This is a genomic window from Ruegeria sp. AB9, from assembly GCF_056542585.1.
On record NZ_JBQGAA010000011.1, the window covers coordinates 68,389 to 94,839 of the forward strand.

Here is a 26,451-nt window from a genome sequence, read left to right on the forward strand (position 1 = left end):
CTTATTCCGCGACAACAAGGTCAATTTCATTTGCCGTAAGCATCTGGCGGATGTCTTCGGGTGGGTGCGCATCCGTAAAGAACAGATTGATCATGCTGGCAGGTTCCAATGTCACCGGGGCTCGTTTCCCCAGCTTTTCGCCATCGGCCACAACAATACGGACCTGCGCATTCTGAATGGCTACACGGGCCAGGTTTGCTTCTTGCAGGTCGTGCAACATGAAGCCCGGATCCGCATTCACTGCTCCAACCGACAGAACTGCAAAACGGACGTTCAGGCGTTTGATAAGCTCCTGAGCCTCCACACCAAATGCGCCACCGTCATGCGAGCGTAGCTCACCACCAGCCATGAAGACTCGGTTGTTGTTTCTTGAAGCCAATTCTTGGGCAACAAAGACTGAATTGGTCACTACAAAGAGATCACTGTGGTCGCTGAGCGCCTGCGCCACGTAGGCGGTTGTAGAGCCAATATCGAGGAAAACAGAGTCTCCGTCGCTGATGACCTCGGCAACCGCTTTTGCCAACTTCTCTTTCGCGTCAACCTTCCTGTCCAGGCGGCTTTGCAGCGATGGCTCCAGAATATCTTCGAGAAGATGAACCCCGCCATGGACCTTACGGACTATACCGCGTTCTTCCAGATTGCGCACGTTTCGCCGAATGGTTTCGAGACTGACACCAAGATCATTTGCCAAAACGCTTACGCGGCATGACCCACCCGCGCGAAAAAGTGCGCGCAAGATTTCTTCTTCTCGTTGGTTGGTAGTCTGCAGGTTCATGTTTCGCGCTCTGATGGCTTCGTCATACGGGACGTTGAGCCATACCACAATACCCACATAAAGCAACGCGAGACAAAAGAATTGCGCCGGTAATTCGCATTTGCCGGGAAAATATGTGGCTTTACGTGGTTTTTATTGACACAAAACCCCACGATGTGATCGTCTACAAACAATACCACCGATTCATCGAAAAAAATCACGACAGGGAGAAGGTGTTATGAAGTGCAATATGGGACTTTCCGCGCTGGCCTTAATGGCTGCCGGAGTTGCAACAACTGCTTGGGCCGCTGAATCTTCGGACCCAATAAAACTGACGCTGCACGACTGGTCGGGGCAGCTGATTAATACCAAGATCATGGGCTCGATTCTGGAAGAAGCCGGGTACAATGTTGAATACGTTCAAGCGGATTACATTGCTCAATTCGCTGGTCTGAAAACGGGTGACCTGCATCTGGCGATGGAAATCTGGGAAACCACCGGGCGCGAAGCGCTGGATGAGGCAACCGGCACCGGCAAAGTCGTCAATGTTGGCGAGACCGGCCTGATGGCGATCGAAGAGTGGTGGTACCCCAGCTATATGAAAGAACGGTGCCCGGGATTGCCGAACTGGGAAGCATTGAAAGACTGTGCCGAGGAATTCGCGACGGCTGAAACTGCGCCAAACGGGCGTTATGTCGGTGGGCCGGTGACTTGGGGTGGCTTCGACGACGAGCGCGTCGAAGCGCTTGAGCTGGATTTCGAAGTCGTCCACGCAGGCACCGACGCGGCCTTGTTCGCCGAGTTGGAATCTGCCTATCAACGACAGGATCCGATCGTTCTGTGGGTTTATGTCCCGCATTGGGCACCAGCGAAATACGAAGGCGAGTTTGTTGAATTTCCGCCATTTTCGCCAGAGTGCTACAGTGACCCGTCGGTTGGTGTGAACCCGGACATGGCTTATGATTGCGGTAAGCCGCGTGGTCCGATCTGGAAAGCCGCCTGGTCTGGTCTGCAGGAAAAATGGCCTGGCGCTTACGACATCATTGAAGCCTACAACATCAACAATGACGAAATGAGTGCCATGGTCGGCAAGGCCGATCTGGATGGCGTAGAAATCGACAGCGTTGTTGCTGAGTGGATGGAGACCAACAAAGACCGCTGGTCTGGCTGGATCTCAAAATAATCCACGGGCCAGGGCGGACCTATCGCTCTCTCGGACCGCTCTGGCCTTTTTTCGCATATTTACCGGACTATCCTGATGCCCCCCAAGACTAAACTGTCGTGCCGAAATGTGTGGAAACTCTATGGCCCAAACGCAGAGAGGTTACTGCAGAGGTCCCCTAATCCAACGGCAAATGATATTCGCAAAGCAGGCGTGATTGGCGCAGTGCGCAACGTCAATATTGAAATCTCCGAAGGTGAGATTTTCGTCATCATGGGCTTGTCGGGGTCTGGCAAGTCCACTTTGGTACGGTGTTTGTCGCGATTGATCGAGCCAACCGGCGGAGAGGTTCTGTTCGACGATACAGACCTCTTGCGCGCCAGCGAAAAAGAGCTGATCGAAATCCGCCGCCACAAGATGGGCATGGTATTTCAACATTTCGCATTGCTGCCACACCTGACGGTTTTACAGAACGTGACGTTCCCACTGACCATTCAGGCCACACCCAAACCAGAGGCCGACGCCAAGGCTCGAGAGGTGGTAGAGCTGGTCGGCCTGAAAGGCCGTGAAGACTATTATCCGCGGGAACTCTCGGGCGGACAGCAGCAGCGCGTAGGGATCGCCCGATCCCTTGTAACTGAACCAGACCTTTGGTTCCTGGATGAACCTTTCTCGGCCCTCGACCCATTGATCCGGCGCGAGATGCAGGACGAATTCCTGCGTCTGCAGGAACGCCTGCACAAAACGATTGTCTTCATTACCCATGATTTTGAAGAGGCGGTTCGGCTGGCTGACCGCATCGCCATCATGAAGGACGGCGAGGTGATCCAGATCGCAACACCGGAAGAACTTGTGTTGCATCCGGCCACGGATTACGTCGCTGAATTTACAAGGCATATCCCACGGTCCAAAGTTCTGACTGTTGGCGGGGTCATGACGGCAGGCGCAGTGGGCCAAGGGGATCCGATTGCACAATCGACACGTGTGTCCGATGTGGCCGAACGGATCATTGCTGCTGAAGCGCCAATCCCCGTTTCCGACAACAAAGGGCAAGTTATTGGAGCTATTGATCGTAAGGCCGTAGCGCATGTGTTGTTCGGCGGTGGAGACGTGGCATGACACGCCTGAGCCGAAGTCAGGTCACCATTCTCGCGCTTGTTCTGATTACGATCATACTTGGATATTATGGTCGCGACCTGAGCAAGGCACTGGATGCGCGCTGGTTGACCAAGTTTCCTTCGGCCTGGGTGATCCCGTTCAAGACCTATATCTCGTCGGCGATGACATGGCTGATTGAGGATTCTGCCATCGGGCCGGTATCGTTCACCGACATCACCCGCGCCATCGCCTGGTTGATTGAACAACCCTATAATTTGGTATTGGCCCTGTTGGCGGATGGATTTGTCAGCGGGCAGGGCAATGACGCACAGGTCATCCTACCGGCAATCAGTTGGATCGTGGTGATTACAGCCGTGATCGCCTTGGGGCAATACTGCCGCGACTGGGGGCTGGCCGCTCTGGTCGGAGCCTGTTTTATCTATCTTGCGGTTTTTGGACAATGGGACAGCGCCATGGTCACGCTGGCGTCGGTCCTGATTGCAGTGCCAATCGGAGCAGGCGGAGGGTTGCTGCTGGGCATTCTCGCCTATCGCCATCCACTGTTCGAAAAGATCATTTCGCCCATTCTGGACCTGATGCAAACGATCCCGATCTTTGCCTATCTGGTGCCAATCCTGTTCATGTTCGGTTTTGGTCCGATCTCGGCTTTGGTCGCAACGATTATCTACGCGACTCCACCGATGGTGCGGATCACAACCTTGGCCCTGAAAGGCGTAGATCCCGAGATCCTCGATTTCGGGCGCATGGCAGGCACTACTCAGCGACAATTAATGTGGCGGGTACTGGTGCCATCAGCCAGCCACAGCCTGATGGTGGGCGTAAATCAGGTGATCATGCTGACGCTGAACATGGTCATCATCGCATCGATGATCGGGGCCGGAGGGCTTGGGTTTGATGTCCTTGCTGCGCTGCGCCGTCTGGATATCGGTGCGGGATTCGAGGCCGGGATTGCCATCGTGGTTCTGGCCATTGCGGTGGACCGTCTGAGCCAGGCTTTTGCTGAGCGCATGGGACAGGTGCATCACGAAGTTCCCGGCTCTTGGATCGCTCGCCATCGCCGCACAGTTCTGGTGCTGATCCTGCTTGTGCTGACATGGGTGCTGGGCCAGTTCTCGCCTCTGTTGTTGGAGTATCCCGAAAACCAGACCATCACCACCGGCGCATTCTGGGATAACACCGTCGAATATCTGAACGTGAACTACTTCGACACGTTCGAGGCGATCAAGGTGTTCTTCCTCACATGGTTTATGATCCCGATCAAGACGGTCTTACTGGGCATTCCGTGGCCGTGGGCCATTGTCATGCTAACCCTTTTGGGCTGGCACGCAGGGGGATGGCGGCTGGCGCTGCTGTGTGGTGGCATGGCCTCGTTGATCCTCGTTTCAGGGCTGTGGTCCAAGGCGATGGTGACGGTGTACTTGTGCGGTGCATCGGTCATTCTCGCCACTGTTATCGGAGTTCCTCTGGGCGTTCTGGCGGCGCTGAACAAACGTGCCGGAACCGCCATCAACCTGCTGATCGATACGCTGCAAACACTTCCCAGCTTCGTTTACCTGATCCCGGTTGTGATGCTTTTCCGGGTTGGAGACTTCACTGCGCTGATAGCCATTGTTCTTTATGCGTTAGCCCCAGCAGTTCGCTATGCCGCCCACGGCATACGGTCGGTCAGCGAAGAGCTGATCGAGGCCGGTCTGGTGTCGGGTTGTACCCGCACGCAGCTATTGCGCCATATTCGACTGCCTATGGCCCTGCCTGAGATCCTCCTGGGCATCAACCAAACCATTATGCTGGCCCTGTCGATGCTGGTGATCACCGCGCTTGTCGGCACCCGCGATCTTGGGCAAGAAGTCTATATCGCTCTGACCAAGGCTGACACCGGACGAGGGCTGGTCGCAGGCCTGTCCATCGCATTCATCGCAATTATCGCCGACCGGTTGATTAACGCAGGTGCCCGACAGGCCCGCATCCGTTTCGGACTGGAGAGTTGACATGAGCCAATCCGATCTGATGACCCGTATCAGCGCCCTGCCAATTTGGCAGGGAGAAATCGAGGCCACACCGCTGACCGGCGGCATCACCAATGTGAACTACAAGGTCACGGATGACAGTGGATCATACGTCGTCCGCGTCGGCGACGACATCCCGTTGCATCAGGTGATGCGGTTCAACGAACTAGCTGCCAGCAAGGCGGCCCATGCGGCTGGTTTGTCTCCTGCGGTAGTCCATACCTCAGGTGACCTGACCGTGCTGGAATTCATTGAAAGCCGCACCCTGACAGAAGAAGAAGTGCGCCACCCCGACATGCTGCCTCGCGTGCTGGAATTGGCGAAGGCATGCCATACCGAAGTGCCCAAGCACTTGCGCGGCCCATCACTGGTGTTCTGGGTATTCCACGTCATCCGTGATTATGCCGCCACTCTGACCGAACGCGGCAGCACCCATGCGGGCCTGATCCCGGAATTGGTTCAAACAGCAAACACGCTCGAAGCCGAGGCAGGCCCCTATGACATGGTCTTCGGCCATAACGACCTGTTGTGCGGCAACTTTCTGGATGATGGTCAACGCCTGTGGCTGATCGACTTCGACTATGCCGGGTTCAATTCACCGCTGTTCGATCTGGGCGGGCTGGCCTCGAACAATGGTCTTTCGTTCGAACAGGAAGACTGGATGTTGGAAACCTATTTCCAGACCTCCGTCACCGACGACCTGCGCCATCGCTATACAGCGATGAAATGCGCCTCGCTGCTGCGCGAAACCATGTGGAGCATGGTGTCCGAGATCACGTCGGACATCGATTTCGACTACGCGGCCTACACCGCCGATAACCTCGCGCGGTTCCGCGCGGCCCTGATCGATTTCAAAAACACCTGAGGACAGACATGACCGAACTTCCGAAAACAGCCAAAGCCGTCATTATCGGTGGCGGGATCATCGGCTGCTCGACCGCGTACCACCTGGCCAAGCTGGGCTGGACCGACACGGTGCTGCTGGAACGCAAGAAACTGACTTCGGGCACCACCTTTCACGCGGCAGGGCTGGTGGGCCAGCTGCGCTCGAACGCCAATATCACGCAGCTACTGGGCTATTCGGTTGATCTGTACAACAAGATCGAACAGGAAACCGGCCTTGGCACAGGCTGGAAAATGAATGGCGGCTTGCGCCTTGCCTGCAACGAAGAACGCTGGACAGAAGTCAAACGTCAGGCCACAACCGCACATTCCTTCGGTCTGGATATGCAACTGCTGACCCCATCCGAGGCGCAGGAGTTGTGGCCCTTGATGGATGTTTCTGACGTGATCGGTGCGGCCTATCTGCCAACCGATGGTCAGGCGAACCCCTCGGATATCACGCAGGCATTGGCCAAGGGTGCCCGAATGGCTGGCGCGAAGATTTTCGAAGACACCAAAGTCATCGATATCGAGATTGAGGACGGCGAAATTCGCGCGGTCATCACCGAACATGGTCGGATCGAGTGTGAAAAGGTGATCTGCTGCGCCGGTCAATGGACCCGAACTTTTGCAGGTCGATACGGCGTCAACGTTCCTCTGGTGCCGATGGAACATCAGTACATGGTCACCGAACCCTTCGATGTGCCCAGCAACCTGCCCACTCTGCGTGATCCCGACCGGCTTACCTACTACAAAGAAGAAGTCGGTGGATTGGTTATGGGCGGTTATGAGCCCAACCCGATCCCCTGGGCCACGAAGGGTATTCCACAGGGCTTCCACTACACACTGCTCGACAGCAACTTCGACCATTTCGAGCAACTGATGGAATTGGCGCTGGGTCGTGTGCCCGCTTTGGAAAATGCAGGCGTCAAAACACTCACCAACGGGCCCGAGAGCTTCACACCGGACGGCAATTTTATCATCGGCGAAGCACCCGAGTTGAACAACTTCTTCGTCGGCGCAGGCTTCAACGCCTTTGGTATTGCCGCTGGTGGCGGTGCAGGCATGGCGCTGGCGGAATGGGTGCATAAGGGCGAGCCGCCCTTCGATTTGTGGTCTGCCGATATCCGTCGCTTTGGCCGCCCGCATTTTGACACCGACTGGGTCCGCACCCGCACTGTCGAAGCATACGGCAAACACTACACAATGGGTTGGCCACATGAGGAACATGACTCAGGCCGTCCCTGCCGCAAGTCACCACTCTATGACACCTTGAAAGAGCAGGGCGCGTGCTTTGGCGAGAAACTGGGTTGGGAACGCCCGAACTGGTATGCCGATGCATCGATGGGCGAGACACCCAAGGATGAATACAGTTTTGGTCGCCAGAATTGGTTCGATGCCGTAGGCCGTGAGCATAAAGCGGCGCGCGAAGCGGCGGTGCTGTTTGATCAGACCTCTTTCGCCAAGTTCGCGCTGAAAGGCCCGGATGCGCTGGCCGCGATGAACTGGATCTGCGCCAATGATGTGGACAAGCCCGTGGGCACGCTGGTCTATACTCAGATGCTGAACGACAAGGGCGGGATCGAATGTGACCTGACCGTGGGGCGCGTGGCCCATGACGAATTCTACATCGTTACCGGCACCGGCTTTGCAACTCATGATTTCGACTGGATAAGCCGGAACATTCCGGCGGGTATGAATTGTCAGCTATTTGATATCACCTCATCCAATGCAGTTCTGTCTCTGATGGGACCGAAAGCGCGGGACATTCTTGCGGCGGTGACGCGCGATGATGTCTCGAATGACGGTTTCAAATTCGGCACCATCCGAACCATCGGTATCGCCGGGTGTCCGGTCAAAGCGCTGCGCGTGACCTATGTTGGTGAACTGGGTTGGGAACTGCACTTGCCCGTGGAATACGCCCAGACCGTCTATGATACGCTGAAGGAGGCTGGAAAGCCGCAAGGATTGGTTAATGCAGGCTACAGGGCCATCGAATCCTTGCGCCTTGAAAAAGGCTATCGCGCCTGGGGTTCGGATATCGGCCCGGATCATACCCCGTTCGAAAGTGGCTTGGGCTGGGCTGTAAAACTACGAAAGAACATTGATTTCAAAGGGCGCGCTGCCTCTGAAACACAAAAGACCGGAGGTGTAAAAAAGATGCTGGCGTGTTTCACGGTTGATCCGGAAGTTGTACTTCTGGGGCGTGAAACCATTTATCGGAATGGCGAGAGGGTTGGGTGGTTGACTTCGGGTGGCTATGGCTACACCGTCGGAAAGTCCATCGGTTACGGGTACATCCGAAGTCCAAAGGGTGTTGACGCCGAATACGTCACTTCTGGTACATATGAGTTGGATGTTGCCACTCAGAGAGTCGCTTGCGAAGTGACATTGCAACCGCTTTACGACCCGCAGATGAGCCGGGTGAAGATTTGACCTGTGGACGCAAGAACCGATTGATCGACACAAGGCACCAGCGATCTGGGTTCGTTAGAAAAGCCTGTGACCACAGCAAATCTCCTTGGAGATTCCCAAAGTTCGCGCGGTTCATTTTTCGCAACCCATAAACTGTTGATAAAGCCTCAGGATTGTTGCAACTCGCACCCCTCTGAAGACTGAACTGAGTGGTCGCCCATTCAGTTTTCAGGGCATGAAAACCATCATCCGCTGCAAATTGGATGACCCCAGCCGAAAGGACCGGAAATGGCAACCCCAAACGCGTTGACCGAACACGCAACGAAGATTGCGGACATCGCCTGCGAGTCCGCCATGCGATTTTTTCGGGGATCTTTGGGTGTTGAATTCAAGCGAGACGAAAGCCCGGTAACGCAGGCCGACAAGACAGTCGAAGCAGAAGTGCGAACCTACCTGAAACAGCATTTTCCCGGGCATGGCATCTTTGGCGAAGAGCACGGGCAAGAGGCTGGCGACGGGCGCCATATGTGGGTCATTGATCCGATCGACGGAACCCGCTCGTTTCTGTCCGGCCATCCGTTGTTCGGATTTCTTCTGGCACATTTGGTAGATGGTCAACCTCAGCTGGGCCTGATTGGCATGCCAGCTTTGAATGAGACCTATTTGGGCATTGTTGGTGACGGGGCCAGCCTGAATGGGCAACCCATTCTAACCTCGCGCACTTCCCGTCTGGATCAATCGGTTCTGTATGTGAATGAAGGAGACAAGATCTATCGCGACCATTCTGGCCTGTTCAATCGGCTGATGCAAACAGGACAAACACGTCGTTTCGCCTATGATTGTTACCCTCATGCTTTGCTTGCTTCAGGGCACGTGGATGCTGTGGTGGACTACGATTTGCAACCCTACGACTATCTGGCGATTTCACCCCTCGTCACAGCCGCCGGTGGAGTGATGACCGATTGGCAGGGGCGGGCGTTGACTCTCAATTCAGATGGCGCGGTCATTTCTGCCGCAACTCCTGAACTGCATGCCGAACTGCTTGACCTCATCAATACTTAAAAACAACCGTGTTGCGCTCACTTATGGTAGGAGCAGACTCAATGGAAGCTTCATCGGTCTTGGCCCGAGGCTTCTTGTGCCATGAAATTCAGAATGTTGGACCTGTCATTGAAACTAGTTCCCGCGATCCGACTTGAATAAATACATAAAGACAAAAAGTGATCCGATTGACGTTGTGACAATCCCAATTGGCAATTCCTGCGGGGCCAGCAGAAGTCGTGAGAGGATATCTGAAAGCGTCAACAGAATTGCCCCGACGATGGCAGAGACGACCAGCAGGTTTCGGTGCAGAGTTCCGGCGATACCGCGTGCGATATGTGGCACCATCAACCCGACGAACCCGATCACACCGGCTACGGACACGAAACTGGCCGTCGCCAGAGCTGCGACGAAGAACATGCGGAACCGCAGGCCCTGAACGGGAATACCCAGTGATGAGGCGGTGAAATCCCCGGTCAGCAGCGCATCCAGCCAGCGGCTGCGATAAAGCGAATAGCTCAGGATCAGGCCCAAGCCGATCAGGACAAGGGGAAACGTCTCCCACCGGGCAAGACCCAAACCGCCAAGCATCCAGAAAATTACCGAATGGGCCGCGCGGTTGTCGCCAGAGAAAATCAGGTAATTGGTGATCGCGGAAAACAGAAAGGAAACCGCCAAACCGGCCAGGATCAGTTTTTCCGGCGCACTTGTGCGCAGACTCTGCACCAATGCCAACACTATGCCAGAGGCGATCAGGCCACCGCAAAACGCCGCCAATGGCAATGTCCAGATACCCAACACATCACCTGTAACGGTGATCACAAGAACCGCCCCGGCAGCAGCGCCAGAGGACAGACCGAACAGGAACGGATCAGCCAGATCGTTGCGCGTTGTGGTTTGAAGGACGACACCAACCACACCCAGACCTGCACCAATCACAGCTGCGAACAAAGCCCGGGGCAGGCGAAGGTCAAAGACGATCCGATGCAAGGGAGACATCTCGCCTTCAGTCAGACCTGTTCCGAGACCGATGGCAGAAAAGACCTCGCGCATCGGGATTTGCGTCGTCCCATAGACTATGGACAGCAGCAAAAGGGCGGTCAGAATAACCGCCCCCAGCATAATCAAACGGCCCAAATGGACCATATCAGTTGGTATCCGGATGCATGGCCCTTGCCATTTTTGCGATCGCTTCGATGTTTGCCGGTCCGGGCGTCAGTTCTTCGTACCGCAGGCCGATCCAACGTTCGTTCTTGACCGCGTCCGTTTGCGACATCACAGGATGATCTTTCAGAAACTGGAAGGTGTCTGCTGCTCCATTGCCGGACTGATAGTCGAGCAGAACCAGAAACTCCGGGTTAGAAGCGGCCACGGCCTCCCACGACGTGCGGCCCCAGCTTGTGTCCAGATCATGGGTCACGTTCTCACCCCCGGCAGCTGCAATCATTGCATCGGGAATGGCGAACTTGCCGGCGGTGAACGGAGCATCGGCGGGTCCGTCCAGCAGGAACACACGAGGTTTTTTCAGATCGGCTGTTTTTGCTTCGATGCTGGATAATTGGTCTTTCCAGCCGGTGATCAGTGCCTCAGCCTTATCCTCAACCTGCATGACCTTGCCCAGACGCAGAACGTCATCAAACAGCAGGTCCATGCTGGCCTCGGAGCGGTCCTTGTCGAGATGAACGCAGCTTTCGGTCAGAACCATGGTTTTGATTCCGAAAGGCTCCAGAGTGGCGGGCGTGACATCGCCGCCGGGTTTCATGCCATAGTACCAACCCGCAAAGAACAGATCGGGTTCGACGGCCACGAGGTTTTCAATGGTCGGATATTTAGGGGCAAGCTCTGGGATTTCGCCGCGCTGAGCATCAAAATCAGGGCTTGTTTTGTACCAACCAGTAATTCCGGTCAGGCCCACGATTTTGTCCTGCAAACCCAAAGCGAAAGCCATATCCGTCATGTTCATGTCATGCACGACCAGACGCTCGGGCGCCGTTTCAAAAACCAACGGTTCGCCGCAGTTATCTACGGTCACAGCATCCGCCGCCGCACCGCTAGCGAGGCCAGTGAAAAGAGCCACCGGCCAGAGTTTCTGCATCATTTTAAGCTCCTGTTATGATGACAGTTTTCGTTTTCGGATATCCAGCGCCGGGATCATGCGACCTTCATGTTGAAAGCACAGGTAATCCACGCCAAACGTGTCACGCACGCGATCAGGGGTCAGAACTTCGCTAACAGGCCCAAACCCTGTCAGGCGCGTAGCTTTCATCAACGCCACATGGGTGGCAAATTCCGGGATCATCACCAGATCGTGGACAATCATGACGACCGTCACACCCAGATCAGCAACCAGCGACAGCATGTGCCCCTTGGCGTCAGGGTCCAGATGGTTGGTAGGTTCGTCCAAAAACAGCAAAGACGGGTTTTGCGCCAGTGCACGCGCGATATGAGCACGCTGACGTTCACCACCTGATAATTGGCTCATCGGTTTGTTCGCGAAGTGAGACAGCTCGGTCGTCGTTAGCACCCGTTCCAGATCAGCCTTGTGCTGAGCCGCCGATCGGTCACCCTGAATCGGGATTTGCCCCAAGGCAACATAGTCTTGCAGGCGCATGCGTCCGTCCGGCATTTCCTGCTGGCCAACCACGGCAATGGATTGGGCGCGCTGGCGGGCGGACAGGTTGCGAAGACTTTGGCCTCGAATCCGAACATCACCCAACGCGATCCGCTCGATCCCGCACAGCAGTTTCAGCAGCGTGGTCTTCCCGGCACCGTTCGGTCCGGCAATTGCCAGAATTGAACCTTCGTCCAGACTGAATGACACATTTTTCAGTAAGACATCGCCGTTGAGGGCGTAATACTCCAGATCCTCAGCAACCAGAAAACTCATGACGCGCCCGCCAATGGCAAGGCGGGCATCCGCGATAAGGTCTTTGTAAAGAGGGCAGGGGGCCGATCCGACGCACTGGTCCAGCCATCGTCGCTGTCACCAAACTGGGTTGCAAAATCGACCAGCGCCGTCAGGTCGCCTGCCGTTTCAATATCACCAAATAGGTACTGAGCTTTGCCAGCGGCCTGAAAGCCAACGGTCATGGCCCGTTCACAACCTGCCATGCATGCAATCATCCGGGTTTCAAAACCGTCCGGAAGCTGAGCATCCAGCACTTTTTGCGCAGCCTCGGCTGGGATCGGCCCCTGACATGTCGAACAGATCAGAACGTAGTGATCAGAATAGTAGGTCATTGCCCTCTCCGTCTTTTGCCAGAGTCAGATCGGGGGCAAATACCGAAATTTCACGCAACCGCGCCATCAAGCCTCCTTCCGAGACGCCCCGCCTCGGGTTGGTTTACCATGCGATGGCAGGTCTCCTGACTTGCGGGTCACAGCTCGGCCCACCTTCCCAACCCTTTCGGATCAGTGGCACAGTGGCGTCGCTCTCCGCTTACAGTTGCGGGGGCAGTCACGGACTTGGCGCATTCCGGCGCCGCACCGTATTCCCATTTTCATCCCTTACGGAACCATCCCGATCAGCTAGTCTGGCGACGCAAGACTTGTCAAGCGGCAGAAAGATCGGGGGCTGGATCGCATTGCGAGCGTTGGGTCTGTCTTCCTGTTTGCGCGACTCTATCCAAAATGAGGCTAATAGTCTGACACAAGAAGAAAATCCGGCTTAGCATCTTCTTCGATTTTAGAGAACCGAGGGATCGGGTCTTCAAACACATTATCCGTACGGTCATCATTCACAGTCGAAACCTCACCTATGAGGCAATCGCCATGTTCGGCCCAGAAGGCATGCCAGACGCCGGGCATCAATGTCACGCTTTGCCCCGGCTTAAGTCGCAAATGCTCTCCGGGTTGCAAGGTAACAGGGCAGGCATCGCTCGGGACCGTCACCGGATTGTTCCGGTCAATTCCGCCGCTTGGATCCGACGCATAGATTTCCAGAACCAGATCGCCACCACCCCGGTTGATGATGTCTTCCGCTTTGACAATATGCCGGTGCATCGGCGATAGCTGTTGATCTTTCGAAATCAGCAGCTTTTCCGCATAGAGCATCCCACGACCGGATGTGAGATCACTCACTTCACCGTTTCGAAGGGTGAACAGGAACAAGCCAAGCTTGTCGAACCGGCCTTGAGCGTAATCGGTAATATCCCACCCCAATCCGCGACTACGGATCGTTTCGGCCACAGGGCTGCGCATTTGCTCCGGCGACCAATCCGCAAAGGGTGGCAACACGGCACCGAAAGACTGAATGAACGCCTGTGCCTCGGATTTGATGCGGTTGATTTCTGATCGTTTCATTGTGCCATTCTACCGATCAAAGCTCATGCGCCCAAGGTGGTTCGGCCCCGGCTCGTGACACAGTCACAGCGGCAACGTCAGCGCCCAATGCCATGGCCGCTCGCAAGCTTTCCGCGGTCATGTTTCGTAGCCCTGCTTTAGTGAGATGCCCCGCGCGGCTAAGCTGGGTCAGGACACCAGCGTTAAACGTGTCACCTGCGCCGACTGTATCAACAACTTCGACAGGCTTCACCGGAACCGAGACCTCTGAACCATCTGCCAGATACCCGTTGGCCCCGTCGCCTCCGCGCGTAACGATGACAACGGCCGGACCTGCTTGCAGCAACACAGACGCCTTCGCGGCTTCGGATTCAGCGCCCGGAATGATCCAATCCAAATCCTCGTCCGAAACCTTGACGATGTCCGCTTGTGAAATCATGCGATTCAGGCGCGTTCGAAACCGGGTCTCATCCTTTATGAAATCCGGGCGAATATTCGGGTCCAGCATCACCGCCCGGTCAGACCCGTGGCGATCCAGTAGGGCAGCATAAGCATCTGCGCAGGGCTCACACGCAAGACTGATCCCTCCGAGATACAGTGCAGAAACTGCAGGAAGTTGCTCGGGCAAGTCTTCGGGCAGCAACATCCGGCCCGCTGTGTTTTCATCGACAAAGCTGTAAGATGCATGCCCGTCCAAAAGCTGTACAAAGGCAAGCGTGGTGGGCCGGTCTGAGGTAATCACATGCGATGTGTCCACGTGACTGGCTTTCAGGGCATTGATCAGTTGCTGGCCGAACATATCCGACGACAATCCCGTCAACATTCCGACCGGCACGCCCAGACGTCCCATCGCAACGGCTGTATTCAGAACCGCACCACCACTATGCGGCACGTAGCCCTGTGTTCCCGAAACAGTTGTTTCTGAGATCATATCTATCAGGGCTTCGCCACAGCACAGGATCATATTCTAGTCCTTCTCTGCATAGGGATCTCGGTCAGTTCGTTTACCGTGCAAGCATGTTCTTGCAAAAGTTATTTGCTCCGACGATCCCGAACTCTGCTTGTTCAGACACATACAGGTTCAACGAACGGCGCAATTCACTAAAGCGGCCGCCACCGTTGAATGCATCCTTGAAGTCATCACCAAAAAGCCAGCGGTTTTTTTCGGCAACGCCACCCACAAGGAAAACTCCGCCCGTCGGCATCAGTGTGACTGCGAGATCGCCCATCAACGCACCTAGATGTGTGGTAAAAATCTGGGCTGTTTTTACTGCGGCAAGATCAGCCCCGTCGCGGGCATCGTTCAAAATATCTCTTGCAGAGCGCACTTGTGTCTGGGCTCGGCCGGCTGCCAGTTCAACCGCTTGATAAAGGACCGGCAGGCCGGTTCCGCTCAGGAACATTTCAGCCTCCAGCGCCAGACTATCCCCAAAGAAACAACCCGGTGCGATACGACGCGCCGCTTCAAAGATATCAACTTCATCGCGATGGCGCGGATAAAGGCCAACATGCCCGCCTTCACCGGAAACCGTATGATACCGACCTTCTGAATGCAGCAAGGCACCGACTCCCAGCCCGGTTCCGGGGCCAACAACCAATCTTGTGCCTGCAGGCGGAGTTGCCTGACCCTGTAAGACAGCGACATCTGACCGGGTCACCTCGGCCACGGACCATGCCGCAGCGGTAAAATCATTGATGACGAAGGTGTGCCGCGCTCCGGTGGCCTTGGCCAACTCTGTCTCTGACAGATCCAGATTTGCATTTGTCAGCCGAATTGTTCCATCCCTGACGGGGCCAGCGCCCGCTGCTACGACGGCTTGCGGATTCGTTCCGATCTCATCCCTCAGATCATGAAACGCCTCCAGCAGCTCTTCCAAAGTCCCTGTCGGATGTTTCCGAAGGTCTGCCAATTCTCCGTTCGTGACGACGCCCAGACGTGTGTTCGTACCGCCAATATCCGCGACCAGGTTCCAATGCTCATGCACCGCGCCGAATGGTTGCGCTAACGGCTGAGAGACGCTCTGACCCTCGGACAGGGCAGACTTCAGCGCCATGAAAGACGCTTTGGGTGTTCTCGCAAGTGTTTCGAAATCCACGTCCACCAGTCCAAACCTCTTCTCGTACCCGAAGGCCCATTCGTAATTGTCCAGCAGCGACCAGACAAAATAGCCATTAACCGAAACGCCTTGTGCCAAAGCGTCCTGCACGGCTGCAAGGTGCCGGTCGAGATAATCAATACGATCATCGTCCTGCCGACGTTCCGCGCTCGCCATACCGTTTTCGGTGATATAGATTGGCAGCGCGCCCGTATAGTCTTTCCTTGTTCTGATAAGAAAGCGGGTGAGGGCAGAGGGCTCGATTTCCCATCCCATCTGCGTTTTAGGTAAAGGCCCGGGAACTTCCTGAAGGCTGGGCCAGGCGGTGGTCGCCGGAGCGATCAATTTGCGGGTATAGTAGTTCAACCCGCACCAGTCGACGGGCGTAGAAATTGTTTCAAAGTCGTCCTGCCAACCCGAAGGCAAGTGCTTCTCCAGCCCCTCCAGCGCGATCCGGGGATATGCTTTTTTGAAAACACCGCCCAGGAAGAACCGGTTGTAGATTGCATCGTACCGATCCGCTGCATGCCTTGCTTCGGCGCTGTCATCGGCTGGCTCAGACCATTCAAGGTTAAATACCGCGCCCAGATTGTTCATGCCGAGGCTGCGCATGACCTGAATAGCCGTTCCATGGGCCAACAAGACATGATGCATCGCGCGGGCAGCGGCGCGGATATCGCGCAGACCGGGCGCATGGTGGCCTTCGAAATGGCTCAGCCAACTGACGCACCACGGTTCATTGATCGGCGCGGCACTGTACATCCTGTCACCGATCCGACCCATGATGATCTGAGTGTAATCCGCAAACCATCCCGCGACATCGCGATTGCACCATCCCCCCTGATCTGCAAGCGCTGACGGCAATTCCCAATGATAAAGCGTAACGCAGGGACGGATGCCGCGTTCCAGCAGGGCGTCTGCCAGCCGATCATAATAGTCCAACCCCGCCTGATTGACCTGACCACGTCCTTCCGGCAATACGCGCGCCCAACTGGTCGAAAAGCGGTAACAGTCGAACCCGGCTTCGCGCACCAGATCGAAATCCTGCTCAAACCGGTTCAGGTGGTCGCAGGCGACATCTCCGTTTTCTCCGCGCACGACATTGCCCGGCGACGCCGCGAACGTATCCCAGTGAGTCTGCCCGGCACCCCCCCGCGCGTGGCCTTCAATCTGGTAGGCGGAGGTTGCGACACCAAAGAGAAAATCTTTGGGGAAATCAGCGCGCGAGTGTTTCATGGTCACAACCTGCTGGGCGCGGGGCCGGTTGACCTGCCAACTACCAGTTCGGCCTCCAGCAATCTAGTTTTGACTGGCTCATTCGGAGACTTGATCCGCTGGATCAACATGTCTGCCGCCGCTTCACCCGCCTTACGGACAGATGAGCGCGTTGCTGTGAAAATCGGAACATCCTGCCCGTTCTTCAAATAGGACAGGTCGTCGTCATGGGCAATTACTGACACATCCACACCCATCTCAAGCCCGTTTTCGGACAGGGCACGCCTCACCCCGATGGCAGAAATCATCGAGGAACACAAAATAGCAGTCGGGGGTTCGTCCAGACGCAGCATATTCTGTGTTTCGCAATGGCCATACACTTCCGTCATTTCGGCACTTCGCATCAGGTCCGTGTCCACGGCAAGCCTGGCTTGACCAAGCGCTTCAAGGTAACCATCACGCCGGCGCTGAGCGAAGTCCATATCTTCCAGACCATTGATCAGAGCGATACGGCGATGGCCGAGATCGATCAGAAAACGCGTGGCGCGCATGAACGAACTTTTGTTGTTCACATCGATCCAGTCATACTGGGTTTCGACACTTGTTGAGCGCCCGTGCACGATGAACGGCACACCCATGCGGGTCAGAACTTCGATCCGCGGTTCGTTCACTTTTGGCCCTTGCAGCACAACTCCGTCCACCGCACCCCGTTGAAAAAGGCTCCGATACGCTTCTTCAATCGAGGTATCGTCGGCATTAGTGAACATCATGTCATAACCATGTTCGGCATATTTTCTCGCGGCACCCGCAACGAAGTCTCCGAAGATCGGGTTGACCATTTCATGCTGGGACGAACTGGGAATCACATGGCCGATCACCATGGAGCGCCCGGTCGCCAGCCCTTTGGCGCGGCTGTTCGGACGGTATCCGTGTTTGCGCGCCGCCGCTTGAACACGCGCACGCGTGCCCTCGCTCACTTCCGGGTACCCGTTCAGCGCCCGGCTAACGGTTGTTTGCGAAAGACCCAGAATTTCCGAGAGCTGCTTCAGGTTCATTTATTCAAAGCGCCTTCAATTTGAGTGGTTCTTTTTGTTTTGTGAGCAAATGCGACATCCGTCAACTTGTTTTGAGGTGATAATGACAATTATCAATAATAGATGGTCCGGAAGCAAGTTGTTGACAGAGAGCTAATGTTAGCGGATAACAAACACTATCCAAAGCGCTTTGAAAGTGAGTCTTTGAGCGCATGAAAACTTGGGAGGAGGATTTGATGAAACACGCGCTTTACGCAGGTGCGGCGGTGTTCGCCCTGATGGCCGGGTCAGTTCAGGCGGAAGGTGAATTGATCCACGCTGTCGGCGAGGGCAGTTTTGACTGGGATGGCTTTCATGCCTTTGCCGAAGAAAATGATCTGTCTGGCGAAAGCCTGACCATTTTCGGCCCCTGGCTGGCGGGTGAGGGCAAATCCTTCGAGAACCTCGTGGCGTACTTCGATGAAGCAACGGGCGCGAATTCCAGCTATGTCGGATCGGACTCACTGGAACAGCAAATCCTGATTGATGCAGCTGCAGGTTCCGCTCCGAACCTGACCGTTTTCCCGCAACCCGGTCTTGCGGCGAACCTCGCAAAACAGGGGTATTTGACACCTCTGGCAGAAGGCTCGGCAGACTGGATCAAGGATAACTTTGCCGCCGGTCAGTCCTGGGTTGACCTGGGTACATTTGCAAACGCCGATGGGGCTGACGACTTCTACGGCTTCTTCTTCAACGTGAACGTCAAGTCGCTGGTCTGGTACATACCAGAGAACTTCGAAGATTTTGGCTATGAAGTACCTGCAACCATGGAAGAGTTCAAAGCTCTGATGGATCAGATGGTCGAGGATGGTGAGACGCCTTTGTGCGTCGGGCTTGCCTCGGGTGGCGCAACCGGCTGGCCGGCAACTGACTGGGTTGAAGATCTGATGCTGCGCACGCAGCCACCAGAGGTTTATGACCAATGGGTGTCGAACGAGATGAAGTTCGATGATCCCCGCGTCATCGCAGCGATCGAGGAGTATGGCAGCTTTACTCGCAACGACGATTATGTCGTAGGCAACGCCGATGACACTGCCGCGATCGACTTCCGCGACAGCCCCAAAGGCTTGTTCGACAGCCCGCCTGCCTGCATGATGCACCGTCAGGCGTCGTTTATTCCTGCTTATTTCCCTGAAGGGACTGAACTAGGTGTAGACGCGGATTTCTTCTACTTCCCGGCTTTTGCCGAAAAGGACTTGGGTACACCAGTGCTGGGGGCAGGGACACTGTTCACAATCACGAACCCGAACCCTGCGGCCGAAGCCTTTATGGAATTCCTCAAGACCCCTTTTGCGCATGAGATCATGATGTCGCAGGATGGTTTCCTGACGCCACACCTGGGTGCAAACCCCGAGAACTACTCGAACGATTCACAGCGCGGCCAGGGCGAAATTCTAACCAACGCAACAACCTTCCGATTTGACGGGTCTGACCTGATGCCGGGTGCGGTTGGGGCAGGTACCTTTTGGACTGGGATGGTCGACTACTCGTCGGGCGCAAAAGACGCAGCCACTGTGGCCAGTGAAATCCAGTCGTCCTGGGACGCGGCCAAGTGATCAACACAGGGGGCGGTCTTAGGATCGCCCCACTTGCCAAACGGATGGGCACACCATGACACCGGCACTCCAAGGCCTGCTGACGATCGCCATCGGCGTGTCGGGTTGCGTGGGCTACTTCTACCTTTCCAACCAGTTTCTGGACAAAGTCCTGTTCCCGCCGCGCGGACCGAACGCGGGCCGCAATATCAACCGTGCGAACATGATCCGGCCATGGCTGTTCCTGTTCCCGGCGCTTGCGGCGCTGGGGCTGTATCTGGCCTATCCGGTGGTTGAAACCTTGCGCCTTTCACTTACGGAGCGTGTGCCCGGCGGCGGGTACAGATGGGTTGGCTTGGACAATTACACCCAAATGGCGGCTGAGCCGAAATTTTGGGAAGCCATGCGCAACAACATGTTCTGGTTGATCGTCGTCCCAGCGATGTCAACGGCTTTCGGGCTATTGGTCGCGCAGCTGACTGACCGCATCCGTTGGGGCAACTTCGCAAAGTCCCTGATCTTCATGCCGATGGCAATTTCATTTGTTGGCGCCTCGGTTATCTGGAAATTGGTTTATGACGCGCGACCTGCTGAACAAGACCAGATTGGCATCCTGAACGCGCTGTACATCTTCTTCGGCGGCACCGAACCCAACACGTGGTTAACAATCCCCTTCTGGAACAGCTTCTTTCTGATGATCGTCCTGATCTGGATTCAAACAGGTTTTGCGATGGTCATTCTGTCAGCGGCCTTGCGGGGCATTCCCGAAGAAACCATCGAAGCAGCCATTTTGGACGGGGCAAACCCATTCCAAATCTTTTTCAAAATCAAGGTGCCCCAGATCAAAACCACAATTCTTGTTGTTTGGACGACGATCACAATCACTGTTCTCAAAGTCTTCGACATCGTCTTTGCGATGACCAACGGCCAGTGGGAGACACAGGTGCTGGCCAACTACATGTACGACAAGCTGTTCCGCGCCAATGACTGGGGCGTCGGGTCGGCCTCGGCCATGGTGATCATGCTGCTGGTGGCTCCGATCCTCGTCTGGAACGTGCGCAACGCGCGCAAGGAGATGGAGTAAACCATGAGCGATATTGCAGGAACCAAACCGGCGCTCCGATGGGTTGTTCATGCTTCGGTCATCTTTCTGGTGGTGCTATGGGTCATCCCAACGTTGGGCTTGCTGGTCTCGTCCTTTCGGACAGCGGACCAGATCTCGTCCAGCGGTTGGTGGCGGTCGCTGTTTCCGTCCGAGCAGAACTTGACCTTGCGTAGTGCAGCGCCCGAAACACAGATGCTGGAAAACGGCGTCTACGTGATTCAAGGCGAGCTGTTTGGAGAAGATCAGCAGGCCAAGATTTCCAGATGGGGTATCAGTTCGCGTGACGTGGACGCGTTTGAACCCGGCCAAATGGCCGAGCTGCGCCGGGGTGGCACGATTACAGTTGACGCAGACGGCAATTACCGGATGGAAAATACCGAAGAGTTCTCAGGCAAACGAGGCGCACGCATCTTCGTGACGGCTGAATTGCCGCCCGAGTTCACATTCGACAATTACCAAAAGGTTCTGCTGGACCAGAGCAGTACGGACAGCATGGCCAAAGCGTTCTTCAACACTCTGACCGTGACCATTCCGGCGACAATTATCCCGATTCTGGTGGCCGCCTTTGCTGCCTATGCACTTGCTTGGATGGATTTCCCCGGCCGCGCTCTGCTGATCGCGGCCGTTGTTGGCCTCTTGGTGGTTCCACTTCAATTGGCTTTGATCCCCTTGCTGAAGTTTCACCTGAATATCGGGATCGGCAAGGGGTATCTGGGCGTCTGGTTGGCGCATACCGGTTTCGGGATGCCTTTGGCGATTTACCTGCTGCGCAACTACATGGCCGGATTGCCGCGTGATCTGATCGAGAATGCCCGCGTCGACGGTGCCACCGAGTTTCAGATTTTCACCAAACTGATCCTGCCGCTCAGCTTCCCGGCACTGGCATCTTTCGCGATCTTCCAGTTCCTGTGGACATGGAACGATCTGCTTGTTGCCAAGGTTTTCCTAATCGACGCAACCGGCCAGACAACCGTGATGACCAACCGAATTGTGGAACTTTTGGGCACGCGCGGCGGCAATTGGGAAATCCTCGCGACTGCCGCTTTTGTGTCGATCTTTGTGCCGCTGGTCGTCTTCTTCGCAATGCAAAAATACCTGGTCCGGGGCCTGCTGGCCGGGTCCGTCAAATAGAGGCGTCTGATGAACGTGCAGAACAAACTTGAACAAAGTAAAGCAACGGAACTGTCTTCGGATTGGTGGCGCGGCGGTGTGATCTATCAGATTTATCCACGCAGTTTTCAGGACAGCAATGGGGACGGGATCGGCGATCTAAAGGGCATAACTTCGCGACTGGATTACATTGCGTCTTTGGGCGTCGATGCGATCTGGATCTCGCCTTTTTTCAAGTCGCCGATGAAAGATTTCGGCTACGATGTCAGCGATTACCGCGATGTCGATCCTATGTTTGGTTCCCTTGAGGACTTCCAAGAGCTTCTGGATCAGGCCCACGCCAAAGGCCTGAAGGTCATGATCGATCTGGTTCTGTCGCATACATCAGATCAGCATCCTTGGTTCAGAGAAAGCCGCCGCAACCGTAAAAACCCGAAATCCGACTGGTATGTGTGGGCGGACCCCAAGCCGGATGGCACGCCACCGAACAACTGGCTATCGATCTTTGGCGGCTCGGCATGGCAATGGGATGCGCGCCGCCTGCAATACTATTTGCACAACTTCCTGACATCGCAGCCGGATCTGAATTTCCACTGCCCGGATGTTCAGGGTGCGTTGCTGGACGTGGCGCGGTTCTGGCTGGATCTGGGTGTGGATGGCTTTCGGTTGGACACCATCAACTTCTACTTCCACGACAAGGAGCTGCGCGACAACCCAGCCCTGCCGATGGATCAGCGCAACGCCACGATCGCACCCGCGGTGAACCCTTACAATCATCAGGATCACCTGTTCTCGAAAAGCCAGCCCGAGAACATCGCCTTCCTGGAAAAGCTACGGGCGCTGACGGACGAATATGAAGGCCGGGCGTGTCTGGGTGAGGTCGGCGACGCGCAGCGCGGGCTCGAGATCATGGGCGAATACACATCTGGCGATAAGCGGATGCACATGTGCTATGCCTTCGAGTTCCTCGAAAAACGTGCGCTGACAGCCAGTTACACAAAACATGTCTTTGACCAGTTGCAAGCCAAAGCAGGCGATGCGTGGCCCTGTTGGGCGTTTTCGAACCACGACGTGCAACGCCACGCCTCACGGTGGAATTTGGATGATGCCGCAGCCCGACAGCACGCCGTTCTAATGATGTGCCTGCGCGGTTCTGCCTGCCTCTATCAGGGTGAGGAATTGGGCCTGCACGAAGCAGAAGTACCGTTTGAGAACCTGCAAGACCCGTATGGCATTGAGTTCTGGCCGGAGTTCAAAGGTCGCGACGGCTGCCGCACACCAATGGTTTGGGCTGCACAAGATAAGCAATCAGGCTTTAGTACCGCTGAACCCTGGCTGCCCGTGAGCGCCCAGCAAGCGGAGCACTCAGTAGACCGATTGGATGCTGATCCGCATTCGATGTTGAATCACTACCGCCGCGCCATTGCATTGCGCCATGCCCATCCTGCTTTGGCTTCCGGGACGCAGACCAACATGACGGAAACCGGTTCGGTTCTTTCTTTCACGCGAGAGGATTCCTGGGAGCAAATCTTCTGTGCGTTCAATCTGGGTACGGAAGCGACCGAGATTAAACTGCCCGGAGGTAATTGGCAGGTCATTGGCCAGGGCGTCGGTGGTGTTGAGGGGCATGGTAGCATGATCCTGAAGACGTCGCAGTTCTGCCTGTTGGCCAGGAAGAGGGGATAAGGCATGTCTGAACTCAATCTCACGGATGTCGCCAAGTCCTATGGCCCCGTCGATGTTCTGAAAAACATCAACCTTGATATCGAACAAGGAGAGCTGATCGTTTTTGTCGGCCCGTCAGGCTGTGGCAAATCCACCCTGTTGCGAATGATTGCGGGTCTGGAAAAGATCACCGGTGGAACGCTGGAAATCGAAGGGCAGGTCATGAACGACGTCCCGCCTGCGCAACGGGGCATTGCAATGGTATTCCAAAGCTACGCCTTATATCCCCACATGACCGTGCGCGAGAATATGGCCTTCGCCCTGAAAATCGCCAAGATGCCCGCGACCGAGATTGACGCTGCCGTGGAACGTGCCGCTCAAATTCTTCAGCTGGATCCTTTTCTGGATCGCCTGCCCAAAGCTCTGTCCGGTGGTCAGCGTCAACGGGTTGCCATCGGACGCGCGATTGTGCGCGACCCAAAGGTGTATTTGTTCGACGAACCCCTCTCGAACCTCGACGCGGCACTTCGGGTTGCAACACGGATCGAGATTGCGCGCCTTAAAGAGGCAATGCCTGACAGCACCATGATCTACGTGACCCACGATCAAGTCGAGGCCATGACACTGGCCAGCCGGATCGTGGTGTTGGCCAACAAGGGAATTGCGCAGGTCGGGACGCCGCTTGAGCTATATGAAACGCCCGACAACGAGTTCGTTGCGCAGTTTATCGGTTCGCCCTCCATGAATTTGTTATCCGGCATAATCACAGGAACCGGCGAAACGACAACCGTTGAACTCTCATCAGGCGGCATTGCTAAATCTGCGGTTCCAACTGAAGACGTTGATCTGGGCAAAAAGGTCAATATCGGGGTCCGCCCCGAGGACTTAGCCACGACAGATGAACCCGCGATCCTGTCAGGTAAAGTGGGTTTCACCGAAGCCTTGGGCGAAGTCACATTGTTGTATTTCGAAAGAACCGATGGTGCGGATGCTGTGATCGCGAAGCTGCCCGGGGTTCAAAGAAACCTGCGTGGCCAAACAGTCTCGGTAACCGCCTCGCCGGAAAAAGTTCATCTGTTCCACAACGGATTGTCCATGCGCAAATAGCTGCATAACGCAGTTCTTGACAGAGCTGCGCTATGTGTTTCACCATAATTGAAACGTTTCAATGGTGAAAAATGCGGATATCAGCGCAGCTTTACACAGTGCGTCAATGCGGCGATCTGATGAATCAACTGCGCTTGGTCGCCAATTGTGGTTTCTCGGATATCGAAACCACTGGTCTGCATAACCTGACACCACAAGAGATGGCGCGCATCGTCGATCAATCAGGTCTTAACCTTCGTTCAGCACATTTCGATTGGGAAGAGTTCGACGAACGTTTCAGCGACATTGTCGAAGTTTTGCGCCTTTTGGAATGTCCGGTGGCCGTCATGCCTTGGCTGGCGCCCCAGGCGCGGCCCGACACTGCCGAGGGATGGTGCGCAGTGTCGGGCCAGTTGTCAGAATGGGCAGATCGACTTGGTAACCACGGCATCAGTCTGGGGTACCACAATCACGACTTTGATCTACTTGGTGAGCCGGGAGAAACGCCTCTTGATCAGATTCTTGCACGGGGAAACATCTACTGGCAGCCTGATATCGGGTGGCTCGTCGCGGCTGGACAATGCCCTACTGAATTGATCACGCGCCACGCTGCACTTATCCTGTCTGTCCACGCAAAAGACGTGGATCCGCAAGGTGGGGCAGGTGACGAGCGATGGCGCAATCCGGGTGAGGGTGTCGTCGATTGGGAAGCCACGTTACGAGCACTCATGGACACTAAGTGTACCGATCTTTTTGTCGAGCACGACGAAACCGCAGATCACAGGCGCACCTTGCAAACAGGCCGGTCGTTTTTGACTGAACAGCTGGCGGGCATCAGCTGATGGCGCGGGCAACGATCAAATCGATTGCCAGAAAAACCGGCTATTCTGTTGGTACGGTGTCAAACGCTTTGCGCGGATCTCCTTCGGTTAAGCGCGAAACGCGGGAAGAAATTCAGAAGACAGCTTCTGAACTTGGGTACCGTGTCAATCTGGATGGTCTAAAGCTGCGTACGAGAAAATCCTACAGGATTGCGGTGTTGGTCAGTGTTTCAGATAACGCCGCAGAAGAATGGGAGGGTGTAGAATTTACACGGATCCTGGCCGGGATATCCGATGCTGTGCAAGGGTCACGCTATCAGTTGAGCGTTTACAGTATAGGAGATAACGAAGCCGCACTGCGGACTCTCCGATCCATCGTGCAGGAAGGGTTGGCGGACGGAGTGATCTTTTCCGGGACACAGGTGAATGACCAACGTGTCGCCTATCTACAGGACGAAGGTTTCCCTTTTGTCACATACGGCATGAGTGACAGTGCCAAACCCCATCCTTATGTGGATCTGGACAGTCAGGCCGCGGCCTTTGATGCGACCGCTCGGCTGGTTGGCTTGGGGCATCGTCGGATAGCGCTGATAAATCCGCCGGATGACCTGATCTATGCGCATCAACGTCGCCATGGATATTCAGATGCATTGTCGGCTGTTGGCTTGGGTTATGATCCAACACTTGTATTGTCCGGCCCGACCACCGCAGAGACCGGCCAACAGGCCTTTGCCGCGCTCATGCAAATGCCAAACCGGCCAAGCGCCATTATTTGTGCCAACGAGGCGATCACTCTTGGTGCCTTATCTGCAGCTGCTGAAATGGAGATCCGAGTCGGCATGGATGTCGTGGTAATTTCAAACGATGACCTGAAACTCAGCCAGTACTTCGTGCCGGCGCCCAGCACATATTATTTGCCGATTGGCGAAACAAGCCGTTTGCTGGGTGAGTTCATGCTGAAAGCCTTGGACGGCGTTGACCCGTCTAAAACTCAAAAAAAGATCAGGGCCACATTGATCGAGCGGCAACCTGACACCCCGGCGCCGGACATGGCGCAGAGCAACTGAGCCAACAAAGGAGAACCC

22 protein-coding genes, 1 pseudogene and 1 riboswitch are annotated in these 26,451 nt (G+C 55.6%); of the genes and pseudogenes, 13 read left to right on the top strand and 10 right to left on the bottom strand.

Annotated features, from left to right (window positions below):
- Position 1: 1 nt before the first annotated feature.
- The gene (locus ACR0K5_RS18705) at positions 2-775 is read right to left on the bottom strand and encodes a DeoR/GlpR family DNA-binding transcription regulator (protein WP_480631162.1); all 774 of its coding nucleotides are present in this window, start codon (positions 773-775) and stop codon (positions 2-4) included.
- A gap of 217 nt (positions 776-992) precedes the next feature.
- Here ACR0K5_RS18705 and ACR0K5_RS18710 point away from each other — a divergent pair, with 217 nt between their 5' ends.
- The 6 genes from ACR0K5_RS18710 (at position 993) to ACR0K5_RS18735 (ending at position 9,400) form a co-directional block, all read left to right on the top strand.
- On the top strand, positions 993-1,937 hold the full coding sequence (locus ACR0K5_RS18710; RefSeq protein WP_480631163.1) for an ABC transporter substrate-binding protein: 945 nt from the start codon (positions 993-995) through the stop codon (positions 1,935-1,937).
- A 75-nt stretch (positions 1,938-2,012) separates the two neighbouring features.
- The gene (locus ACR0K5_RS18715) at positions 2,013-3,035 is read left to right on the top strand and encodes a quaternary amine ABC transporter ATP-binding protein (RefSeq protein ID WP_480631164.1); all 1,023 of its coding nucleotides are present in this window, start codon (positions 2,013-2,015) and stop codon (positions 3,033-3,035) included.
- Positions 3,032-5,023 carry an ABC transporter permease gene (locus tag ACR0K5_RS18720; RefSeq protein WP_480631165.1) on the top strand — a complete coding sequence of 664 codons (1,992 nt, stop codon included), beginning with the start codon at positions 3,032-3,034 and terminating at the stop codon, positions 5,021-5,023. Before ACR0K5_RS18715 ends, ACR0K5_RS18720 begins: the two co-directional genes overlap by 4 nt.
- Before the next feature lies 1 nt (position 5,024).
- On the top strand, positions 5,025-5,906 hold the full coding sequence (locus ACR0K5_RS18725; RefSeq protein WP_480631166.1) for a phosphotransferase: 882 nt from the start codon (positions 5,025-5,027) through the stop codon (positions 5,904-5,906).
- An 8-nt stretch (positions 5,907-5,914) separates the two neighbouring features.
- Complete coding sequence (locus ACR0K5_RS18730; RefSeq protein WP_480631167.1) at positions 5,915-8,359, top strand: GcvT family protein; 2,445 nt, start codon at positions 5,915-5,917, stop codon at positions 8,357-8,359.
- 267 nt (positions 8,360-8,626) lie between these two features.
- Positions 8,627-9,400 (top strand): inositol monophosphatase family protein, encoded by a 774-nt coding sequence (locus ACR0K5_RS18735; protein ID WP_480631168.1) that lies wholly within the window; start codon positions 8,627-8,629, stop codon positions 9,398-9,400.
- Positions 9,401-9,514: 114 nt separating this feature from the next.
- On the opposite strand, the gene ACR0K5_RS18740 is transcribed toward ACR0K5_RS18735, so the two are convergent.
- From ACR0K5_RS18740 to ACR0K5_RS18780, 9 genes and pseudogenes are all read right to left on the bottom strand, one after another.
- Entirely contained in the window at positions 9,515-10,525 is a 1,011-nt protein-coding gene (locus ACR0K5_RS18740; RefSeq protein WP_480631169.1) for a FecCD family ABC transporter permease, read from the bottom strand.
- A 1-nt stretch (position 10,526) separates the two neighbouring features.
- Positions 10,527-11,477: an ABC transporter substrate-binding protein gene (locus ACR0K5_RS18745; RefSeq protein ID WP_480631170.1), complete on the bottom strand. Its 951-nt coding sequence runs from the start codon at positions 11,475-11,477 to the stop codon at positions 10,527-10,529.
- Positions 11,478-11,489: 12 nt separating this feature from the next.
- The gene (locus ACR0K5_RS18750; RefSeq protein ID WP_480631171.1) at positions 11,490-12,266 is read right to left on the bottom strand and encodes an ABC transporter ATP-binding protein; all 777 of its coding nucleotides are present in this window, start codon (positions 12,264-12,266) and stop codon (positions 11,490-11,492) included.
- Entirely contained in the window at positions 12,263-12,619 is a 357-nt protein-coding gene (locus tag ACR0K5_RS18755) for a DUF1636 family protein (protein ID WP_480631172.1), read from the bottom strand. Before ACR0K5_RS18755 ends, ACR0K5_RS18750 begins: the two co-directional genes overlap by 4 nt.
- A 98-nt stretch (positions 12,620-12,717) precedes the next feature.
- A riboswitch (cobalamin riboswitch) is annotated at positions 12,718-12,912 on the bottom strand.
- Between the two features lie 103 nt (positions 12,913-13,015).
- The gene (locus tag ACR0K5_RS18760) at positions 13,016-13,681 is read right to left on the bottom strand and encodes a D-lyxose/D-mannose family sugar isomerase (protein WP_480631173.1); all 666 of its coding nucleotides are present in this window, start codon (positions 13,679-13,681) and stop codon (positions 13,016-13,018) included.
- Positions 13,682-13,697: 16 nt separating this feature from the next.
- On the bottom strand, positions 13,698-14,624 hold the full coding sequence (locus ACR0K5_RS18765; protein ID WP_480631174.1) for a carbohydrate kinase family protein: 927 nt from the start codon (positions 14,622-14,624) through the stop codon (positions 13,698-13,700).
- Positions 14,625-14,664: 40 nt separating this feature from the next.
- Entirely contained in the window at positions 14,665-15,714 is a 1,050-nt protein-coding gene (locus ACR0K5_RS18770) for a glucokinase (protein WP_480631225.1), read from the bottom strand.
- Positions 15,691-16,992 (bottom strand): annotated as a pseudogene (locus tag ACR0K5_RS18775) (GH1 family beta-glucosidase); the annotation flags it as partial. The gene ACR0K5_RS18770 and the pseudogene ACR0K5_RS18775, both read right to left, overlap by 24 nt.
- A 2-nt stretch (positions 16,993-16,994) precedes the next feature.
- Entirely contained in the window at positions 16,995-18,026 is a 1,032-nt protein-coding gene (locus ACR0K5_RS18780) for a LacI family DNA-binding transcriptional regulator (RefSeq protein ID WP_480631175.1), read from the bottom strand.
- Between the two features lie 215 nt (positions 18,027-18,241).
- Between ACR0K5_RS18780 and ACR0K5_RS18785 the strand changes: the two genes are divergently transcribed.
- The 7 genes from ACR0K5_RS18785 (at position 18,242) to ACR0K5_RS18815 (ending at position 26,433) form a co-directional block, all read left to right on the top strand.
- The gene (locus ACR0K5_RS18785; protein ID WP_480631176.1) at positions 18,242-19,600 is read left to right on the top strand and encodes an ABC transporter substrate-binding protein; all 1,359 of its coding nucleotides are present in this window, start codon (positions 18,242-18,244) and stop codon (positions 19,598-19,600) included.
- Positions 19,601-19,655: 55 nt separating this feature from the next.
- On the top strand, positions 19,656-20,663 hold the full coding sequence (locus ACR0K5_RS18790; protein ID WP_480631177.1) for a carbohydrate ABC transporter permease: 1,008 nt from the start codon (positions 19,656-19,658) through the stop codon (positions 20,661-20,663).
- 3 nt (positions 20,664-20,666) lie between these two features.
- The gene (locus tag ACR0K5_RS18795) at positions 20,667-21,815 is read left to right on the top strand and encodes a carbohydrate ABC transporter permease (protein ID WP_480631178.1); all 1,149 of its coding nucleotides are present in this window, start codon (positions 20,667-20,669) and stop codon (positions 21,813-21,815) included.
- A gap of 9 nt (positions 21,816-21,824) precedes the next feature.
- A complete protein-coding gene (locus ACR0K5_RS18800) occupies positions 21,825-23,480 on the top strand; it encodes an alpha-amylase family glycosyl hydrolase (protein WP_480631179.1) in 1,656 nt (551 codons plus the stop codon).
- A 3-nt stretch (positions 23,481-23,483) separates the two neighbouring features.
- Positions 23,484-24,566, top strand: coding sequence for an ABC transporter ATP-binding protein (locus ACR0K5_RS18805; RefSeq protein ID WP_480631180.1), 1,083 nt, complete (start codon positions 23,484-23,486; stop codon positions 24,564-24,566).
- A gap of 119 nt (positions 24,567-24,685) precedes the next feature.
- Positions 24,686-25,387 carry a sugar phosphate isomerase/epimerase family protein gene (locus ACR0K5_RS18810; RefSeq protein ID WP_480631181.1) on the top strand — a complete coding sequence of 234 codons (702 nt, stop codon included), beginning with the start codon at positions 24,686-24,688 and terminating at the stop codon, positions 25,385-25,387.
- Positions 25,387-26,433 carry a LacI family DNA-binding transcriptional regulator gene (locus ACR0K5_RS18815; RefSeq protein WP_480631182.1) on the top strand — a complete coding sequence of 349 codons (1,047 nt, stop codon included), beginning with the start codon at positions 25,387-25,389 and terminating at the stop codon, positions 26,431-26,433. Before ACR0K5_RS18810 ends, ACR0K5_RS18815 begins: the two co-directional genes overlap by 1 nt.
- Positions 26,434-26,451: the final 18 nt, after the last annotated feature.